Raw genomic sequence first — 16,339 nt, forward strand, 5'->3', positions numbered from 1 at the left:
CCGTCCCGATCGGGCTGGCGCTCTACCTCGGCCTGGTGGCCGGCCTGGCGCTCGGCGTGCCGCTGCTCGCCGTCCTGATGCTGCTGCACTGGCTGCTGATCCTGCTGGCCCAGGGCGGCGCCCGGCTCGCCGCGGGCCTGCTGTTCGGCCTGGACCAGGTGGCCCTGCGCCTGCGCAACCTCCATGAGGGCGTGCTCTGCCCGCACTGCTTCGACCGGGTGCGGCTGCCCGTCCACGAGTGCGACGCCGAGGAGTGCCGGCGCCGCCACACCGACCTCCGCCCCGGCCGGTACGGCCTGCTGCACCGCCGGTGCGCCTGCGGACGCCGACTGCCCACCACCCTGCTCGGCGGCCGCTACCGACTGCCGGGCTACTGCACCCACGCCAACTGCGGGCGTCAACTGAGCACCGAGACCGGCCGGCTCGCCGAGTTCGCGCTGCCGCTGATCGGCGGCCGGGCGGCCGGGAAGACCCAGCTGATGGCCGCGATCCTGACGCTGCTCCAACGGCCCGACCCGGACGGCCGCGCGCACGCCCGGCTCGCCGACGCCGAGACCGAGGAGCGCTACCGGGTGCTGCGCGAGGTGCTGGAGATCAGCGGCCACCCCCGCGCCACCCGGCGCGAGGTGGGCCGAGGCTACTCGGTGCTGCTCGACCGGGGCAGGCCTCCCCGCCTGCTGCACCTGTTCGACGCCGCCGGGGAGCGCTTCGTCAGCCGGGAGGACACCGACGTCCTCCGCTACGCGCGGGCCGCCCGGACCTTCCTCTTCGTCCTCGACCCGCTCGCCGTACCGGACTTCTGGAAACTGCTCGACGCCGGCCAGCGGGACCGCCTGGACCGCGCGCTCGCCTCGGACGTGGAACCCCGCGCGGCCTTCGCCCCGGCGATCTCGGCGATGCAGGCGATGGAGGTGCCGTTGCGGCGCTGCCGGCTGGCGGTCGCGGTCAGCAAGCTGGACGTGCTGGAGCAGGTCCTGGACTCGCCCGCCGGTTGGGACCGCCCGCACGGCAGCGAGGAGGTGGAGGCCTGGCTGACGGAGAAACTGGGGCTGGGCGACCTGGTCCGCAACATGCGTCACGAATTCGGCGAGGTGCGGTTCTTCCTCACGGCGGCGGTCATGGCGGACGGCCCGGAGGGCGCGTCGGAGCCCGAACTGCACGGGAGCGTGGCACCCCTGCTGGAGTGGTGCCTGCCCGGGCGCCGCGAGGCCCGGGCCCGTACGGCCGGCGCGGCCGCGCGGGGGCGGACCGGCGCTCAGGCGCGGCCTCGGGTCAGGGTCGGGGGGTGAGCCGGCCGCTGGAGCAGTGACCTTGTGAACGGGCTTGCTCGGTGCGATCGTTGGGGCCATGCCGGACAGTTTCGTCCCCGACCGCGCCGACCTGCTGGAGGAGCTGCGGGCCGTCCGCCGGGTCGGCCTGCTGCGGCTGCGCGAGGTGGAGCTGCCGCTGCTCGCCGGCCTGGCCGCCGGGGAGGGCGGCGCGGAAGGCGCTGTGGAGGACGGCGTGGAGACGCTGCTCCGCCACGCGGTGGAGCGGCTGGAGCGCGGCAACCTGCGGGAGGCGGCCGCGTACACCCTCGGACTGGCACCGGGGACCAGCGACCGGTCGGCCGCCGAGCGGCGCAAGCACGCGGCGCGGGTCTACTCGGTGAGCGTCGAGCGGTTCCGCCGGCACCAGGAACTGCTGGTCCTGGGGCGGGTCGCCGATCAGCTCATCCGCCCCACCGACCCGCCGGACCCGGACGAACGGGCGGTCTCCGCACACCGGCTGCTGCGCGTCCCGCTGCGCGACCGCACCGTCCCGTTGCAGGTGCACGCCCACCCGGTCGACCTGCTGCGCGACGTGGACGTCGTGGTGTCCCCCAGCAACGTCTACCTGGCGCTCGCCCAGGCCTACAAGTCCTCGGTCTCGGCCACGCTGCGCCGGGCGGGCGCGCTGCGCGGGCCGACCGGGGACGTGATCGAGGACCGGCTGCTGGTCGAGCTGCGGCAGTGGCTGGACACGCACCGGGCGGCCGGGCGGCCCGTCCCGCCCGGCACCGTCGCCCCCACCTCGGCCGGCGCCCTCGAACAGCAGGGCATCCGCCGGGTGTACCACGCGGCGGTGGCGGTGCCCCGGGCCGGCACCAACGACTACGACGTCCAGCCGGCCGACGTCACCCGCTGCGCCGCCCGCGCCCTGGCCCTGCTCGCCCAGGAGAGCGAAGCCCACCACCCGCCGCTCGGCTCGATCTGCTTCCCGCTGCTCGGCGCCGGCCGCGGCGGGCTGGACCGCGAACGCAGCCTGCGCGCCCTGTGGGCCGCGCTGGAGGCCGAGGCCTCGCGCGGTGCCCGCTGGAGCTACCACCTGATCGTCCACGAGCCGGCCCAGATCCAGACCGTGGCCCGGACCCTGGGCGCGAACTGACGCCACGGCCGGGAGGCTTCAGGAGGCCGCCCGCTCGGCGATGATCCGGGCGCAGTCCGCCGACGAGGACCGCGAGGTGTCCACGAGGAGGTCGTACGAGACGCCCTCGTGCACCGACCGTGCCTGGGCGGAGGCCATGCCGGCGACCCGGTCGCCGCGCGCGGCCTCCCGGGCGGCGGCCACCGCCGGGTCGCAGTGCACGCCGACCCAGAGCACGTCCAGGCCCTCCAGGGCCGCCCGCCAGCGCTGCTGGGAGGCGGCCCCGCCGAGGAACACCTCGTCCACGACGATCCGGGCCCCGGCCCGGGCCATCGCCGCCACGCCGAGCGTCCAGGCGGCGTCCAGCCGGGCGAAGACCGGCCCGACGGCCACCGTGCCGTCGCCGCCCTCCAGTCCGCCGATGCCCTCGCCGCCGCCCAGCAGCCGTGGCGGCAGCGCGCCGACCATGGTGTCCGCACCGAGGTGCAGCCACGGCTCCGGCAGCAGCTCCTGGAGCCGGCGGGCGATGCTCGACTTGCCGGAGCTGGAGCCTCCGTTGAGGACGATCACATGCATGCGCGCATCCTAGGAGCGAATCCTCAGGACGTCGCACCATTAACGGCAGCCGCGTCGAAGGCTGCCGCCGCGCTCGCGAAGGACGAGGCCAGCGCGGGTGAGCCCGCCCAGTGCAGGTGCAGGTACGAGGCGTGCACGGTGCTCCCGGCGAAGCCCTCCGTGCGCGGCCCGGTCGGCAGTCGCCAGCCCCAGGCCGGGAGTTCGCCCGCGCCCGGTTCGCAGACCGTGCGGTGGAACTCGTGCCCGCGCAGCCGGGTGCCGGCCGGGCCGAGCGGGGAGTCGTGCAGGGCGACGGCCTCCCGGTAGCCGAGGGTGAGCCGCTCGGTCATCCGTGCGGCGGTGTCCAGCACTCCGCACATCGGCAGGCCGTCCAACTCCCGCCCCAGGTAGAGCAGTCCGGCGCACTCGGCCGCGATCGGCCCGCCCGAGGCGGCGAAGGAGGCGATGGCCGCGCGCAGCGAGGCGTTCCCGCTCAACTCCCGTACGTACAGCTCCGGGAAGCCGCCGCCGATCACCAGCCCGGCCGTCCCCGCGGGCAGCGCCGAGGCGTGCAGCGGGTCGAACGGGACCACCTCGGCGCCCGCCGCGTCGAGCAGTTCGGCGTTCTCGGCGTACGAGAAGGAGAACGCCGCGCCGCCCGCCACCGCGATCCGCGGGCGCCCGTCCACCGGCGCGACCTCCGCCGAAGGGTCCCACGGCTCCGCGTCCAACTCCGGTGCCGTCCGGGCGAGTTCCAGCAGGGCGTCCAGGTCGACGGAGGAGGCGACCAGCTCGCCCATGTCCGCGACGGCCCTGAGGGCCTCCGCCGAGCGCTCCACCGCCGGGATCAGCCCGAGGTGCCGGGACGGCGTGGCGACCGCCGCCGAGCGGCGCAGCGCGCCCAGCACCGGCACGCCGGAGCCCTCCTCCAGCGCCTCGCGCAGGAGCTGCTCGTGCCGGTCGGAGGCGACCCGGTTGAGGATCACCCCGGCGAGGCGCACCTGAGGGTCCCAGGAGGCGAAGCCGTGCACCAGCGCGGCCACCGACCGGGACTGCGAGGAGCCGTCCACCACCAGCACCACCGGTGCCCGCAGCAGCTTGGCGACGTGCGCCGTGGACGCCAGCTCCCCGCGCCCGGAGGCCCCGTCGAACAGGCCCATGACGCCCTCGACCACCGCGACGTCCGCCCCCGCCGCGCCGTGCAGGAAGAGCGGCGCGATCCGCTCCGGCCCGCACAGGAAGGCGTCCAGGTTGCGGCCGGGCCGCCCGGCGGCGAGCGCGTGGTAGCCCGGGTCGATGTAGTCCGGGCCGACCTTGTGCGGCGACACCGCCAGCCCGCGCGCGGCGAGCGCGGCGATCAGGCCGGTGGCGACGGTGGTCTTGCCGGCGCCCGAGGAGGGCGCGGCGACGACGAGGCGGGGGATGTTCAAGGGGGCGTTGCTCAAGAGGTCACCACTCGATACCGCGCTGGCCCTTGCGGCCGGCGTCCATGGGGTGCTTGACCTTGGTCATCTCGGTGACCAGGTCGGCGAACTCGGTCAGCGCCTCGGGCGCGTACCGGCCGGTGATGACCACGTGCTGGCTGCCCGGGCGGTCCTTGAGCACGGACACCACCTCGTCCGGGTCGATCCACCCCCAGTGCATCGGGTAGGTGAACTCGTCCAGCACGTAGAAGCGGTAGGTCTCGGCCGCGAGGTCGCGCTTGACCTGCTCCCAGCCCTCCTTGGCCGCCTCCTCGCTGTCCATCTCCTGCTCGGCGGAGCGCTGGATCCAGGACCAGCCGGAGCCCATCTTGTGCCAGTCGACGGTGCCGCCCTCGCCGGAGGCGCCGAGCACGCGCAGGGCGTTCTCCTCGCCGACCTTCCACTTGGCGGACTTCACGAACTGGAACACCCCGACCGACCAGCCCTGGTTCCAGGCCCGCAGCGCCATGCCGAACGCGGCCGTGGACTTGCCCTTGCCGGGCCCGGTGTGCACGGCGGTGATCGGCTGGGTACGGCGCTGGCGGGTCGTCAGGCCGTCGTCGGGAACGCTCTCGGGGACACCCTTGGGCATGTCGGCTCAGGCCGCCTTTCGCATCGAAGTCGCAGAAGTCGTCGAACGGTTCCCGGGGCGGTCCCCGGAGCGGCTCTCGCGGACGAGTGAGGCCACGCCCTCGGCGCGCAGCTCGTCCAGGCTGACGGCGGTGCCGCCGAGCAGTCCCGCCAGGGTACGGGCCAGGCCGAGGCGGACCGGTCCGGACTCGCAGTCCAGCACCACGCTCGCCGTGCCCTGCGCCGCGAACAGCGCGGCCGCTCGCCGCGATTCGGCGAGCGCGTCCCGCCCGCCGGTGGCCCGGCCGTCGGTCACCACGACCAACAGCGGGCGCCGGCTCGGGTCGCGCAGCCGCTCCACCCGCAGTACCTCGTGCGCCCGCAGCAGGCCCGCGGCCAGCGGGGTCCGCCCGCCGGTGGGCAGCGACTCCAGCCGGGCCGCGCCGACCTCGACCGAGGAGGTGGGCGGCAGCGCCAGCTCGGCGCCGGAGCCCCGGAAGGCGATCATGCCGATCTTGTCGCGGCGCTGGTAGGCGTCCATCAGCAGCGACAGCACCGCGCCCTTGACGGCGGTCATCCGCTGCCGGGCGGCCATCGAGCCGGAGGCGTCCACCACGAACAGCACCAGGTTGGACTCCCGGCCCCGGCGCACCTGTTCGCGGAAGTCGTCCTTGTGCAGCACCAGCGCCCGGCCCGCACGACCGCGCGCCACCTGGTGCGGCGCGGCGGCCTGGAGGGTCGCGGTCAGGTGCAGCCGGCTCAGCGTGCCCTGCGGCCGCCGGGCGCGCACGGTGTGCCCGCCGGAGGTCTCGGCGGGGGAGCGGCGGCCCTGCGCGCCGTGGCCGGTGCCCCGCACGGTGAACAGCCTGGTCCGGTACGGGTCCCCGGCCGCGACGGGCGCCGACTCCCGGGCGGGGGAGGGGTGTTGGGCCGGTACGGGCTGCTGCGGTGCGGGCGCCTCGGCCTCCGGGGCCGTCTCCGCCTCTGCCGGGCCTCCGTCGGAGGGCTCGGGCGCACCGCCGCCGCCGTCGGGGCCGCCGTTGTCAGGGCCGCCGTCACCATCGGGACCGCCGTCCGGCCCCGGCCCGTCGCCCTCGGGCTCCGGATCGTCCCCCTGGGCGTGTTCCTCCAGCGTCCGGTCCAGCTGCTCCTGGTCCAGCCCCGGCGCGTCGAAGGGGTTGCGGCGCCGTCGGTGCGGCAGGGCCAGCTGGGCGGCCTTGCGGACGTCCTCCTCCAGCACCTCCGTCCGCCCCGCCCAGGCGGCCAGTGCGACGGCGGTGCGGGCCATCACGATGTCCGCGCGCAGCCCGTCCACCTCGAACGCGGCACACACGGCGGTGATCTGACGCAGCGCCACATCCGTCAGCTCGACCGACGGCAGCAACTCCCGCGCGGCGGTGATGTGTTCGGCGAGTGCCCGCTCCTCGGCGGCGAACCGGGCCGCGAAGCCGGCCGGGTCCGCGTCGTAGGCGAGCCGGCGCCGGACCACCTCGGCGCGCTCGGAAGGGTCCCGGGTGGCGGCGATCTCGACGGTCAGGCCGAAGCGGTCGAGCAGCTGCGGCCGCAGCTCGCCCTCCTCCGGGTTCATCGTGCCGACCAGCAGGAAACGGGCCGCGTGCCGCACCGACACGCCCTCCCGCTCGACGTAGGAGCGGCCCATCGCGGCGGCGTCCAGCAGCAGGTCCACCACGTGGTCCTGGAGCAGGTTCACCTCGTCGATGTAGAGCACCCCGCGGTGCGCCTTGGCGAGCAGCCCCGGCTCGTAGGCCTTGACGCCCTCGGCCAGCGCCCGCTCCAGGTCGAGCGAGCCGACGATCCGGTCCTCGGCCACGCCGACCGGCAACTCGACCAGCTGGGAGGGCCGTTGGTGGCTCTCGACGGAGGTGTGCGGCCCGTCCGGGCAGTTCGGGTCCGGTGCGGCCGGGTCGCAGGCGAAGCGGCAGCCGTCCACGGTGGCGATGTCCGGCAGCAGCCCGGCCAGCGCGCGCACCATGGTCGACTTGGCGGTGCCCTTCTCGCCGCGCACCAGCACGCCGCCCACGGCCGGGGAGACCGCGTTCAGCAGCAGCCCGAGCCGCAGGTCGGCCATGCCGACGATCGCGGTGAACGGATAGCGGACGTCACTCATGCGTCACTCCCAGGTGCCCCGGGCGGGACGAACGACAGCGATCCGGCCGCCGGTACCCCGCCCTCGATCAGCTTCCACAGCGCGTCGGTGTCCGCGTGCTCCTCGATCAGGTCGCCCAGCCGGTCCAGCCGGGCCTCGCGCGCCTCGGCGAAGGAGGTGTCCGGCGCCGGAACGAACGCCCGGCCGGCCAACTCGGCGACCTCGCGCAGGAGTTCACGGCGGAATCCGTCGTTCTCCAGCGCGCCGTGCCAGGTGGTGCCCCAGACCGCGCCCACCCGGCAGCCGTCCAAGCTGTGCCCATGGCCATCAGAGATGAACGCATCACCACCCTCGACCGCCACCACCCCGTGGTGGATCTCGTAGCCCACCACCCGGTGCCCGTACGCCTCGCCGACCGGCCGCGCGAGCACCTTCTCGGCGCCGAAGCGGACGTGCGTCGGCAGCAGGCCGAGCCCCTCGACCGCGCCCGCCCGGGACTCGACCTCGTCGACGATCCCGCGCGACAGCATCTGGTAGCCGCCGCAGACCCCGAGGATCGGCAGCCCGGCCGCCGCCCGTGCCTTCAGCGCCGACTCCAGGCCGCGCTCGCGCAGCCAGGCGAGGTCGGCCACGGTGGCCCGGGTGCCGGGCAGCACCACCAGGTCGGCGTCGGCCAGCTCCTCCGGCCGGGTCGCCCAGCGCACCAGCACGCCCGGCTCCTGCGCCAGCGCGTCCACGTCGGTGAAGTTGGACAGCCGGGGGAAGCGCACCACGGCCACGCGCAGCACGTCCGCCCCGAGCGGGCCGCGGCCCTCGGCGCGGTCCACCACCGTCGAGAGGTCCAGCGAGTCCTCGGCGTCCAGCCACAGGCCCGGCAGCATCGGCAGCGTGCCCAGCACCGGACGGCCGGTCAGCTCGTGCAGCATCTCCAGCCCGGGCGCCAGCAGCCGCGCGTCGCCGCGGAACTTGTTGACGAACCAGCCCGCCACGTGCCGCTGGTCCTCCGCGGACAGCAGCGCCAGCGTCCCGTACATCGCCGCGAAGACCCCACCGCGGTCGATGTCCCCGACCACCACGACGGGCAGTGCGGCGGCGGTGGCCAGGCCCATGTTGGCGATGTCCCGGTCGCGCAGGTTGATCTCGGCGGGCGAGCCGGCGCCCTCGCACACCACCACCTCGTAGCGGGCGCGCAGGTCCGCCAGGCACTCCAGGGCGCGCTCCAGCAGGACGGGCTTGCGCTCGCGGTAGTCCAGCGCGCCCACCTCGGCGACCGGGCGGCCCAGCAGCACCACCTGGCTGCGGCCGTCCGCGCCGGGCTTCAGCAGCACCGGGTTCATCGCCGCCTCCGGCTCCACCCGGGCGGCCTGCGCCTGCATCGCCTGGGCGCGGCCGATCTCGGCGCCGTCGGCGGTGACGAAGGAGTTCAGCGACATGTTCTGCGCCTTGAACGGCGCGACCCGCACGCCCTGGCGGGCGAGCCAACGGCAGATCCCGGCCGTCACCACGCTCTTGCCCGCGTCCGAGGTCGTCCCGGCGACCAGCAGCGCGTTGCTCATGCCTTGCCCCTCCTCTTGAACAGCGTCCGCAGCAGGACGTGCCCCGCGACCGTCGTACCCAACGCCAGCGCACCCACCCGGCGGGACAGCGCGCAGGCCCGCTCGATGTCGTCCACCGTGACCGGCCGCAACTCGGCGCCCAGCACCGGCCGGTGCTCCACCCTCTCGCCGTACCGCAGCGTCCCGCCCAGCCGTACGCCCACCGCGCCCGCGAAGGCCGCCTCCGCCTGGCCCGCGTTCGGGCTGGGGTGAGCGGAGCCGTCCCGGCGCCAGACCCGCCAGGCCGTACCGGGGTGCGGCGCGGCGGCGACGGTCAGCAGCGCGGTCAGCCGGGCGCCCGGCCAGCCCGCCAGGTCGTCCAGCCGGGCCGAGGCCCAGCCGAAGCGGGCGTAGCGGGGCGAGCGGTGGCCGACCATCGCGTCCAGGGTGTTCACCGCGCGGAAGGCCAGCAGCCCCGGGGTGCCCGCGAGGGTGCCCCAGGTCAGCGCGTTCACCACGGCGTCGGCGGTGTTCTCGGCCACCGACTCGACCACGGCCCGGGCGATCTGCTGCTCGTCCAGCGCGCTCGGGTCGCGCCCGCACAGGTGCGGCAGCCGTTCCCGGGCGGCCGTCAGATCACCGGCGGCGAGGGAGCGGCCGATGGTGCGCGCCTCCCGGGTCAGCGAGGTGCCGCCGAGCACCGTCCAGGTCGCGGCCGCGGCCAGCGCCGCCCGGCCCAGCGGCCGGCGGCCCACCGTACGGTCCAGCGCGAGCGCCCCGGCCGCGACCGCGCCCACGCACAGCGCCGTGTACCCGGCCCCGGTGGTGCGGTCGTCGCGCCACAGGCGCTGCTCCAGGCGGGTCGCGGCGCCGCCGAACAGGGCCACCGGGTGGCCGCGGCGGGGGTCGGCGAAACGGGCGTCGGCGGCGTAGCCCGCGACGGCGCCCAGCGCGAAGGCGGCGGCCCGGGTCAGCGGGCGCACGGCGGCGGGCAGCTCGGAGTCCGGCGGGGCGGGGCAGCCTGCATCGCGTGCGTGTCCTCACTCAGGGTCCGCGCCCTGGATCGACGTAGCGGGGGCGAGAGTCTCCTGGCTTCCGGGTCGAGCGCACACCCGGGCCTTCCAGCGGCTTCTGACGGCCCGCCGTGGCATCTTCCGAGCGTGCTCCCCGGTGACAGTGGCGGGACCGCGCCGGATTCGCACCGGCTTCCTCTCCATGCCTCCGATTGGCCCAAGGATCCCATCACGGGGCCGATCCGCGAGTCAACCGAGGTCACGGAGGGGTTGGTCACACGGATCCCCTGGCCGGGCCCCGGCGCGACGGAGGGGCCGTCAGCAGGGCGTCCCCCGAACGGCCCAGTCCGGTGGCCGGGGCAACAGGGGGCCGGTGGACTGGTGCACGAACACTGGACTGGTGCACGAGTACTGGACCGGTGCGCGAACACCGTCCGGACCGTGCAGCAGAGCGGGGAGCGATATGCGTTGGGGAACCGCGGCCGTGGTGGCGGCCGCCGCCGTCGGGGCCGGGGCCGTCGTCCTGGTGGTCGGCCGCCGGGCCTCCGAGCGGATGGTCCACCCGCCGGCCGCCGGGCAGGAGTCGGGGCCCGTCCTGGTGCGCGGCCTCGCCCCCGGCCGGGTCACCTTCTCCCGCACCCCGGAGAGCCTGCGCCCCGGCCGCTGGGCCGTCGAGTGGGAGGACGGCGGTCACGCGGTGGTCGAGGAGGTTCTGGAGGGCGACGAGCAGGGCGTCACCCGGCGGCTCGTCAGCACCGACCGGGGCACCCTCACCCCCGGCACCCAGGTCCGCTTCACCCCCCGCGTCCACCTCGGCGACCCGACCTCGGCGCTCGGCCTGCCCTTCACCGACACCGCCGTCGACGGCGAACTCGGCGCCCTCCCCGCCTGGCGCCTCGACGGCAAGCGCGGCACCTGGGTGATCCTCGTCCACGGCACCGAGGCCGACCGCCAGCAGACCCTCCCCGTCCTGCCCGTCCTCCACCAGCTCGGCCTGCCCGTCCTCTCCGTGACCTACCGGGGCGACGAGGGCGCCCCCGCCTCCCCGGACGGGCTCAGCCACTTCGGCGAGACCGAGTGGCGCGACGTCGAGTCGGCGGTACGGCTGGCGCTCGACAGCGGTGCGGGCGGGGTGGTCCTGTACGGCTGGTCGCTGGGCGCCACGATGGCCCTGCAGACGGCGGGCCGCTCGGCCTGGGCCCACGCCGTCCGGGGCCTGGTCCTGGACTCGCCGGTCCTCGACCTCCCCGCCTCCGCCCGCCGCGACGCCGCCCGGGCCGGATTCACGGGCGCCGCCGCCGAACTCGGCGCCCTCGCGGCGGAGGGCCGCACCGGCGTGGACCTCGCCGACTCCTCCCGTCTCGCCGAGCGCACGGACCTGAACGTCCCCACCCTGCTGCTGCACAGCCCGGCCGACCGGATCGCCCCCTTCCGCGCCGCCGAGCGCCTCGCCGCAGCCCGCTCCCGGACGGTCAGCCTCCAGTCCTTCCCGGGCGCCGAGCACGCCGCCCTCTGGAACTCCGCGCCGGACCGCTACACCGAACTCCTCCGCCGTTGGTTCACCCCGCTCCTCTGACTCCGTTCAGCGGAAAGGACGCGGCCTGCACGAGATATCTGGGGAGCAAATTTCGCCCCCTTAGGAGAGGGGGCCCGATCCGTCCGGGCGCACCGGCCGACGAGCCTCCCAGGCGGGGTGTCGCCCACGGAGAGTAGTCGTCCGAGCGGGTACCGCGACGGTCCGGCCCGGTGGTGGCATGACCCCGCCACACGTTTCCGGCCAGGCGGTTTGCCTCTGTTGCCCGATCTTGCGGAGGTGCCGTCCCCGGTCGCCCGGTCGTACGGACAACCGGATGTGACAGAAGGCCGGTACAAGGGGAAGACTGCACGACGTGACGTCTCGGAACCCGCGCGACCGTGATGCCCCGCTCCAGCCGACGATCGGTACCGGTGCGACGGTGACCCGTCTCCCCGGTACGGCCCACCGGCCCTCCGGTGGCAGGCCGGGCGGGGTCGGTGTACCCCGGCGACGAGGGCCCGCGCCGGCGCCCGGGCGGGGCCGGGTTCCCGTGCCCGAGGGCTTCCCCGCGCCGGCCGAGCTGGCGCCGCTGGCCCGCCGGATGCTGGTGGACGCCGTCCGGATCGCCCGCTGGGCCGGGGAGCTCGACGAGGTCGACAAGCGCGGCGAGCTGCTCCCGGAGGACGCCCGTGCGGCGGGCCGGGCGCTGGCCATGACGGTCGGCGCCGCCGCCAAGGCGTGGGGGCAGGCGCTGCTGGTGGGCCTGGTGGAGGCCCGGGACGGCGGGGCCGGCCCCGGGTGGCGCCTGCACGCCTGGGAGCACGACGACGAGGCCGTGGTGCGCGGCTGGTCCGGGCTGTTCGACGCCTGGACGCTGCTCGCCCCGGTGCCGCCCGCCGCGCTGCGCGGCGTGTTCGCCGTACTGGCCGGGCAGGCCGTGGACCAGGCCCCGCAGCTGCTGTCCTTCCTGCACCTGGTGGACGGTCCGGTGGCCGAGAGCGAGCTGCTGGAGCTGCTGCGCCGGGGCCTGGACGAACGGCGGGTCGGCGGCGGTCTCGGCGGCCAGGGCCTGTCGCCCGTCCCGCACGCCGCCTCGGCCGTCTCCGCCGTGCGCGGCACCTGCCGGGCGCCGCAGATCGACACCCCGGCCGCGCCCTCCGACGTGGCCGCCGTCCTGGACTGGATGCTGGACGGCCTGGCGGCCGTCGGCGCCGTGGTGCGCAGGAACGATGCCGCCGAGCTGTCCCCGCTGGGCCACTGGGCGGTACGGGCGAAGCTGGAGGAGATCTGCACGGTCGCGCAGACCGCGGCCGGGCACATCGAGCAGAGCGCGTTCGAGCTGCTGAACGCCTGCGCGGACTACTCGCCGGGCCCGGCCCGGGCGGAGTACCGCGCCTGGGTGGCGGCCCGTCCGGCGGACCGGGCGGTGGCCGAGCTGCTGGAGGCCGCCCAGGGCGACGACGCGCTGGTGCGCGGGCTGGCCTTCGAGGCGCTGCGGGTCGCCGGCGGACCGGCCGAGCAGGCGGTGCGGGCGGCGGTGGACGCGCCGGTGCTGCGCCCGTACGCGCTGCTGTGGCTGGCGGAGCGCTCGGACGAGGGCGTCTCCCCGGCGGACGTGCTGGGCGCCGACGACGCGGCCTGGCTGTGGGTGGACACCGCAGCGGCCGTGCTGGACCACGGTGAGACGGAGCTGCTGGTGGGGCACGTCGAGGGCGCCTCGGCGGGGGACCCGGTGCGGCTGTTCGCCCGGGCCCGGCAGTCGGGGCACCCGCGGGCGGCCTCGGTGCTGACGGCGGTCTCGGGCGTGCACCCGGACCCGGGCGTGGCCCGGGCGGCCCGCCGCTCCGCCTTCAGCGTCCACACCGGCGGGGCGTAGCCCAACGGACGAACAGTACGGAGAAGGGCCCGGAACCATCGGTTCCGGGCCCTTCTCCGTATGACGAACAGCTCAGCCGAGCCGGGACTCCGCCCGCCGGGCGCGGACGTCGCCGACCTTCTGCCCGACCTTGCGGCGGACGACCAGCAGCGGCGCCATCGCGGCGAGCGTGATCTGGGCGAAGGTGCCGACGTGCATCAGGGTGTCGCCACCGGGCAGCCCGGTGGCCCAGGCGGCCAGGCAGCCGATCGCGACGACGACCCAGCAGAGCGTGGCGGTGGCCAGCAGCCCCTGGGGCTTCGGGTACTCGATCCGACTGACCATGAGGTACGCGGCGCCGAAGATGGCGAGCAGACCGGGCAGGAACGGCGGGTCGAGCAGCACGATGGCGATGACCGTCATCGCGCCCATCGGGCAGGGCATGCCCTGGAACACCCCGGGCCGCATCTTGACGGCCGAGAAGCGGGCCAGCCGCAGCACCACCGCGAGCAGCACGGTCAGCGCGATGATCGCCGAGAGCTTGCTGTTGGAGCCCTGCGAGACCATGCCCCAGACCGCGACGAAGTAGGCCGGCGCGATGCCGAAGCTGATCAGGTCGGCCAGGTTGTCGAGTTCCGCTCCGAGGGCGGAGGAGCGGAGCTTGCGCGCCACCAGGCCGTCGAAGAGGTCGCACATCGAGCCGATCAGCAGCAGCGTGACCGCGGTGGCGGCGCTGTGCCGGTCCGGAGCGGCGTCCGGGTTGGTGATGTGCGGGACGAGGACCCCGGTGGTGATCGAGTAGATCGCCAGGAAGCCGCAGACGGCGTTCCCCAGGGTCAGGAAGTCGGCGGTGGACAGGTGCTGCGGGGAGCGCGGGGCACGCAGTTCGCGGTCGCGCGCCCAGCGGCGGCGGCGCAGGGCCGTCTCCTCGTCGTCCAGGCCGACGATTGTCTCAGGATCAGTCACGGTCAAGGCGCGTCACCCCGGCTGTGGTCTTCTGGCCGACCTCGACGCCGACCTCGACGCCGGCCGGCAGGTAGGTGTCGACCCGGGACCCGAACCGGATCAGACCGATCCGCTCGCCCTGCTCGACCTTGGTTCCGGCGGCCACGTACGGCACGATGCGACGGGCCACGGCCCCCGCGATCTGCACCATCTCGATGTCGCCGAGCTCGGTGTCGAAGTGCCAGACGACCCGCTCGTTCTGGTCGCTGTCCTTGTTGAACGCGGGCACGAAGCCGCCCGCGACGTGCTCGACCGACGTCACCGTGCCCGGCAGGGGCGCGCGGTTGACGTGGACGTTCAACGGGCTCATGAAGATCGCCACCCGGGTGCGGCCGTCCGGCCAGGCGTCGATGCTCTGCACCACGCCATCGGCGGGGGAGATCACTCTGCCCGTGCCGACCTCACGCTCGGGGTCGCGGAAGAACCACAGCATGCCCGCGCTGAGCGCGCAGGCGGGTACCGCCGCCAGGGCCCACTTGCCGCTGCGCCGGGTGAGGGCGGTGGTCACGGCGGCCGTGGCGAGGGTGGGGACGAACCAGGGGGTGGCTCCGCGCGCGATGGTCACGCGGGGTCGCCGACCGGCCGTCGGGGCTGCGAGGGCATCGCGGTCCGTGACGGAGGTGTGAGGGGACGGGCTGATGGGCATCGAAGACCTTTGTCGCGGGGGATCATGGCCGCTGGACGGGGGCCACCGCGGGATCGGTAATAGAGGGACGGCTTGCTGTCCCGGTGGATGCTATCGGGAGCAGACGGTGGGTGAGCAACCCGCCTGCTCGTTCATGTGTCCGGTGGAAGCGCGTACGCGCGCCCACTCGTACGACCGTAGCTCCCCCCGGTCCGGTTCCCAAGGGACCGGACGAGGCTGGTGACACTTGTCTCAGCGGGCGAACGGGGGAACCGGCGGCGGGAAACGGCCGGAGGAAACGGCCGGGCGGGTCGGAAGAAGGTGTACGGAAGCGGCCGCAGGGCGCGTTGTCGCTGCTGTACGCCCTGCGGCCGCTTCTCGTGGGCCGTGCCGGGCCCCAGGCGGACCAGGCCGGGGCCGTGCCGGGCACGGCGCTCTGCCGGGACGGGCCCGCACGCCCGTCGACCGGCGGTACCGGGGGCCGTCCGTCACCCGGACGGCCCCGTGATCACTCGGCGATCCGGTACTCCTCCAGGAGCCGGCGCCCGATGATCATCTTCTGGATCTCCGCAGTTCCTTCACCGATGAGCAGCATCGGGGCCTCGCGGTAGAGGCGCTCGATCTCGTACTCCTTCGAGAAGCCGTAGCCGCCGTGGATCCGGAAGGCGTCCTCGACGACCTCCTTGCAGTACTCGGAGGCCAGGTACTTGGCCATGCCGGCTTCGAGGTCGTTGCGCTCGCCGCCGTCCTTCTTGCGGGCGGCCATGACCATCATCTGGTGGGCGGCCTCGACCTTGGTGGCCATCTCGGCGAGCTTGAACTGGATCGCCTGGTGCTCGGCGATCTTCTTGCCGAAGGTGGAGCGCTGCTGGGCGTAGGAGACGCCGAGCTCGAAGGCGCGGCGGGCGACGCCGCAGCCGCGGGCGGCGACGTTGACGCGGCCGACCTCGACGCCGTCCATCATCTGGTAGAAGCCGCGGCCCGGGACGCCCCCGAGGATCCGGTTGGCCGGAACCCGTACGTCCTGGAGGACCAGCTCGGTGGTGTCGACGCCCTTGTAGCCCATCTTCTCGATCTTCCCGGGCACGGTGAGGCCGGGGACGGTCGGGTTCGGGCCGAAGCCCGCCGTCTTCTCGATCAGGAAGGTGGTCATGTTCTTGTACGGGGTGCTGCCGCCCTCGTCGGTCTTGCACAGGACCGCGACCAGGGTGGAGGTGCCGCCGTTGGTGAGCCACATCTTCTGGCCGTTGAGGACGTAGAACTCTCCGTCCTTGACGCCCTTGGTGGAGATGGCCGAAACGTCGGAGCCCAGGCCGGGCTCGGACATCGAGAAGGCGCCGCGGATTTCCCCGGCGGCCATCTTGGGCAGGAAGTAGTCCTTCTGCTCCTGGGTGCCGTGGGCGTTGATCATGTGCGCCACGATGAAGTGGGTGTTGACGATGCCCGAGACGGACATCCAGCCGCGGGCGATCTCCTCGACCACCAGGGCGTAGGTGAGCAGGGACTCGCCGAGGCCGCCGTACTCCTCGGGGATGGTCAGGCCGAAGAGCCCGAGCTGCTTCATGCCCTCGACGATGGCGGTCGGGTACTCGTCCTTGTGCTCCAGCTCGGTCGCGACCGGAATGATCTCCTTGTCGACGAAATCCCGCACGGTGGCGAGGATGTCCCGCTGGATCTCGGTGAGGCCGTCGGTCTGTGCGAGGCGTCCCA

Annotated in this window: 13 protein-coding genes and 1 riboswitch; of the genes, 4 read left to right on the forward strand and 9 right to left on the reverse strand. The window is 74.7% G+C overall.

The annotated features are described in order from the left end of the window. Together J0670_RS10240 and J0670_RS10245 are read left to right on the forward strand one after the other, a co-directional pair. Positions 1 to 1,289, forward strand: a 1,289-nt coding sequence (locus tag J0670_RS10240; RefSeq protein ID WP_207811160.1) for a hypothetical protein, incomplete at its 5' end; no start/stop codon positions are given. A gap of 58 nt (positions 1,290 to 1,347) precedes the next feature. Then, positions 1,348 to 2,406 (forward strand): macro domain-containing protein, encoded by a 1,059-nt coding sequence (locus J0670_RS10245; RefSeq protein ID WP_243436814.1) that lies wholly within the window; start codon positions 1,348 to 1,350, stop codon positions 2,404 to 2,406. 18 nt (positions 2,407 to 2,424) lie between these two features. Here the strand turns inward: J0670_RS10245 and cpt are convergent, their stop codons facing one another. The 6 genes from cpt to J0670_RS10275 are packed head-to-tail and all read right to left on the reverse strand — an operon-like array spanning position 2,425 to position 9,589. Further along, complete coding sequence (cpt, locus tag J0670_RS10250; RefSeq protein ID WP_207811161.1) at positions 2,425 to 2,961, reverse strand: chloramphenicol phosphotransferase CPT; 537 nt, start codon at positions 2,959 to 2,961, stop codon at positions 2,425 to 2,427. A 23-nt stretch (positions 2,962 to 2,984) separates the two neighbouring features. Beyond that, entirely contained in the window at positions 2,985 to 4,385 is a 1,401-nt protein-coding gene (locus J0670_RS10255; protein WP_207811162.1) for a cobyrinate a,c-diamide synthase, read from the reverse strand. A 4-nt stretch (positions 4,386 to 4,389) separates the two neighbouring features. Beyond that, positions 4,390 to 4,995: a cob(I)yrinic acid a,c-diamide adenosyltransferase gene (cobO, locus tag J0670_RS10260; RefSeq protein ID WP_196947030.1), complete on the reverse strand. Its 606-nt coding sequence runs from the start codon at positions 4,993 to 4,995 to the stop codon at positions 4,390 to 4,392. Between the two features lie 6 nt (positions 4,996 to 5,001). Continuing rightward, the gene (locus J0670_RS10265; RefSeq protein ID WP_207811163.1) at positions 5,002 to 7,101 is read right to left on the reverse strand and encodes a putative cobaltochelatase; all 2,100 of its coding nucleotides are present in this window, start codon (positions 7,099 to 7,101) and stop codon (positions 5,002 to 5,004) included. Further along, positions 7,098 to 8,636 carry a cobyric acid synthase gene (locus tag J0670_RS10270; RefSeq protein ID WP_207811164.1) on the reverse strand — a complete coding sequence of 513 codons (1,539 nt, stop codon included), beginning with the start codon at positions 8,634 to 8,636 and terminating at the stop codon, positions 7,098 to 7,100. Before J0670_RS10270 ends, J0670_RS10265 begins: the two co-directional genes overlap by 4 nt. Beyond that, on the reverse strand, positions 8,633 to 9,589 hold the full coding sequence (locus tag J0670_RS10275) for a cobalamin biosynthesis protein (RefSeq protein ID WP_207811170.1): 957 nt from the start codon (positions 9,587 to 9,589) through the stop codon (positions 8,633 to 8,635). The genes J0670_RS10270 and J0670_RS10275 overlap by 4 nt, the downstream gene beginning before the upstream one ends. 107 nt (positions 9,590 to 9,696) lie before the next feature. Further along, positions 9,697 to 9,828: riboswitch (cobalamin riboswitch) on the reverse strand. A 263-nt stretch (positions 9,829 to 10,091) separates the two neighbouring features. Between J0670_RS10275 and J0670_RS10280 the strand changes: the two genes are divergently transcribed. After that, positions 10,092 to 11,204, forward strand: a complete 1,113-nt coding sequence (locus J0670_RS10280; protein WP_207811165.1) for a S9 family peptidase — start codon at positions 10,092 to 10,094, stop codon at positions 11,202 to 11,204. A gap of 490 nt (positions 11,205 to 11,694) precedes the next feature. Next, positions 11,695 to 13,020 carry a hypothetical protein gene (locus tag J0670_RS10285; protein ID WP_207811166.1) on the forward strand — a complete coding sequence of 442 codons (1,326 nt, stop codon included), beginning with the start codon at positions 11,695 to 11,697 and terminating at the stop codon, positions 13,018 to 13,020. Between the two features lie 72 nt (positions 13,021 to 13,092). On the opposite strand, the gene J0670_RS10290 is transcribed toward J0670_RS10285, so the two are convergent. The 3 genes from J0670_RS10290 to J0670_RS10300 all read right to left on the reverse strand — a co-directional run. After that, the gene (locus J0670_RS10290) at positions 13,093 to 13,971 is read right to left on the reverse strand and encodes a phosphatidylcholine/phosphatidylserine synthase (RefSeq protein ID WP_374223082.1); all 879 of its coding nucleotides are present in this window, start codon (positions 13,969 to 13,971) and stop codon (positions 13,093 to 13,095) included. Further along, entirely contained in the window at positions 13,958 to 14,650 is a 693-nt protein-coding gene (locus J0670_RS10295) for a phosphatidylserine decarboxylase (RefSeq protein ID WP_243436815.1), read from the reverse strand. The genes J0670_RS10290 and J0670_RS10295 overlap by 14 nt, the downstream gene beginning before the upstream one ends. Before the next feature lie 487 nt (positions 14,651 to 15,137). Next, positions 15,138 to 16,339 (reverse strand): acyl-CoA dehydrogenase family protein (locus J0670_RS10300; protein WP_207811168.1); only part of this gene is annotated, 1,202 nt, incomplete at its 5' end.

Origin of the sequence: Streptomyces sp. FH025, from assembly GCF_017427025.1 — a bacterium.
In the GTDB taxonomy this organism is placed as follows: domain Bacteria; phylum Actinomycetota; class Actinomycetes; order Streptomycetales; family Streptomycetaceae; genus Kitasatospora.

Excerpts from the sequence above, each read along its gene's own strand:
- cobO (WP_196947030.1), bottom strand. The coding sequence starts at position 4,995 with ATGCCCAAGGGTGTCCCCGAGAGCGTTCCCGACGACGGCCTGACGACC.
- J0670_RS10265 (WP_207811163.1), bottom strand. The coding sequence starts at position 7,101 with ATGAGTGACGTCCGCTATCCGTTCACCGCGATCGTCGGCATGGCCGAC.
- J0670_RS10280 (WP_207811165.1), top strand. The coding sequence starts at position 10,092 with ATGCGTTGGGGAACCGCGGCCGTGGTGGCGGCCGCCGCCGTCGGGGCC.
- J0670_RS10245 (WP_243436814.1), top strand. The coding sequence starts at position 1,348 with ATGCCGGACAGTTTCGTCCCCGACCGCGCCGACCTGCTGGAGGAGCTG.
- J0670_RS10295 (WP_243436815.1), bottom strand. The coding sequence starts at position 14,650 with ATGCCCATCAGCCCGTCCCCTCACACCTCCGTCACGGACCGCGATGCC.
- cpt (WP_207811161.1), bottom strand. The coding sequence starts at position 2,961 with ATGCATGTGATCGTCCTCAACGGAGGCTCCAGCTCCGGCAAGTCGAGC.
- J0670_RS10270 (WP_207811164.1), bottom strand. The coding sequence starts at position 8,636 with ATGAGCAACGCGCTGCTGGTCGCCGGGACGACCTCGGACGCGGGCAAG.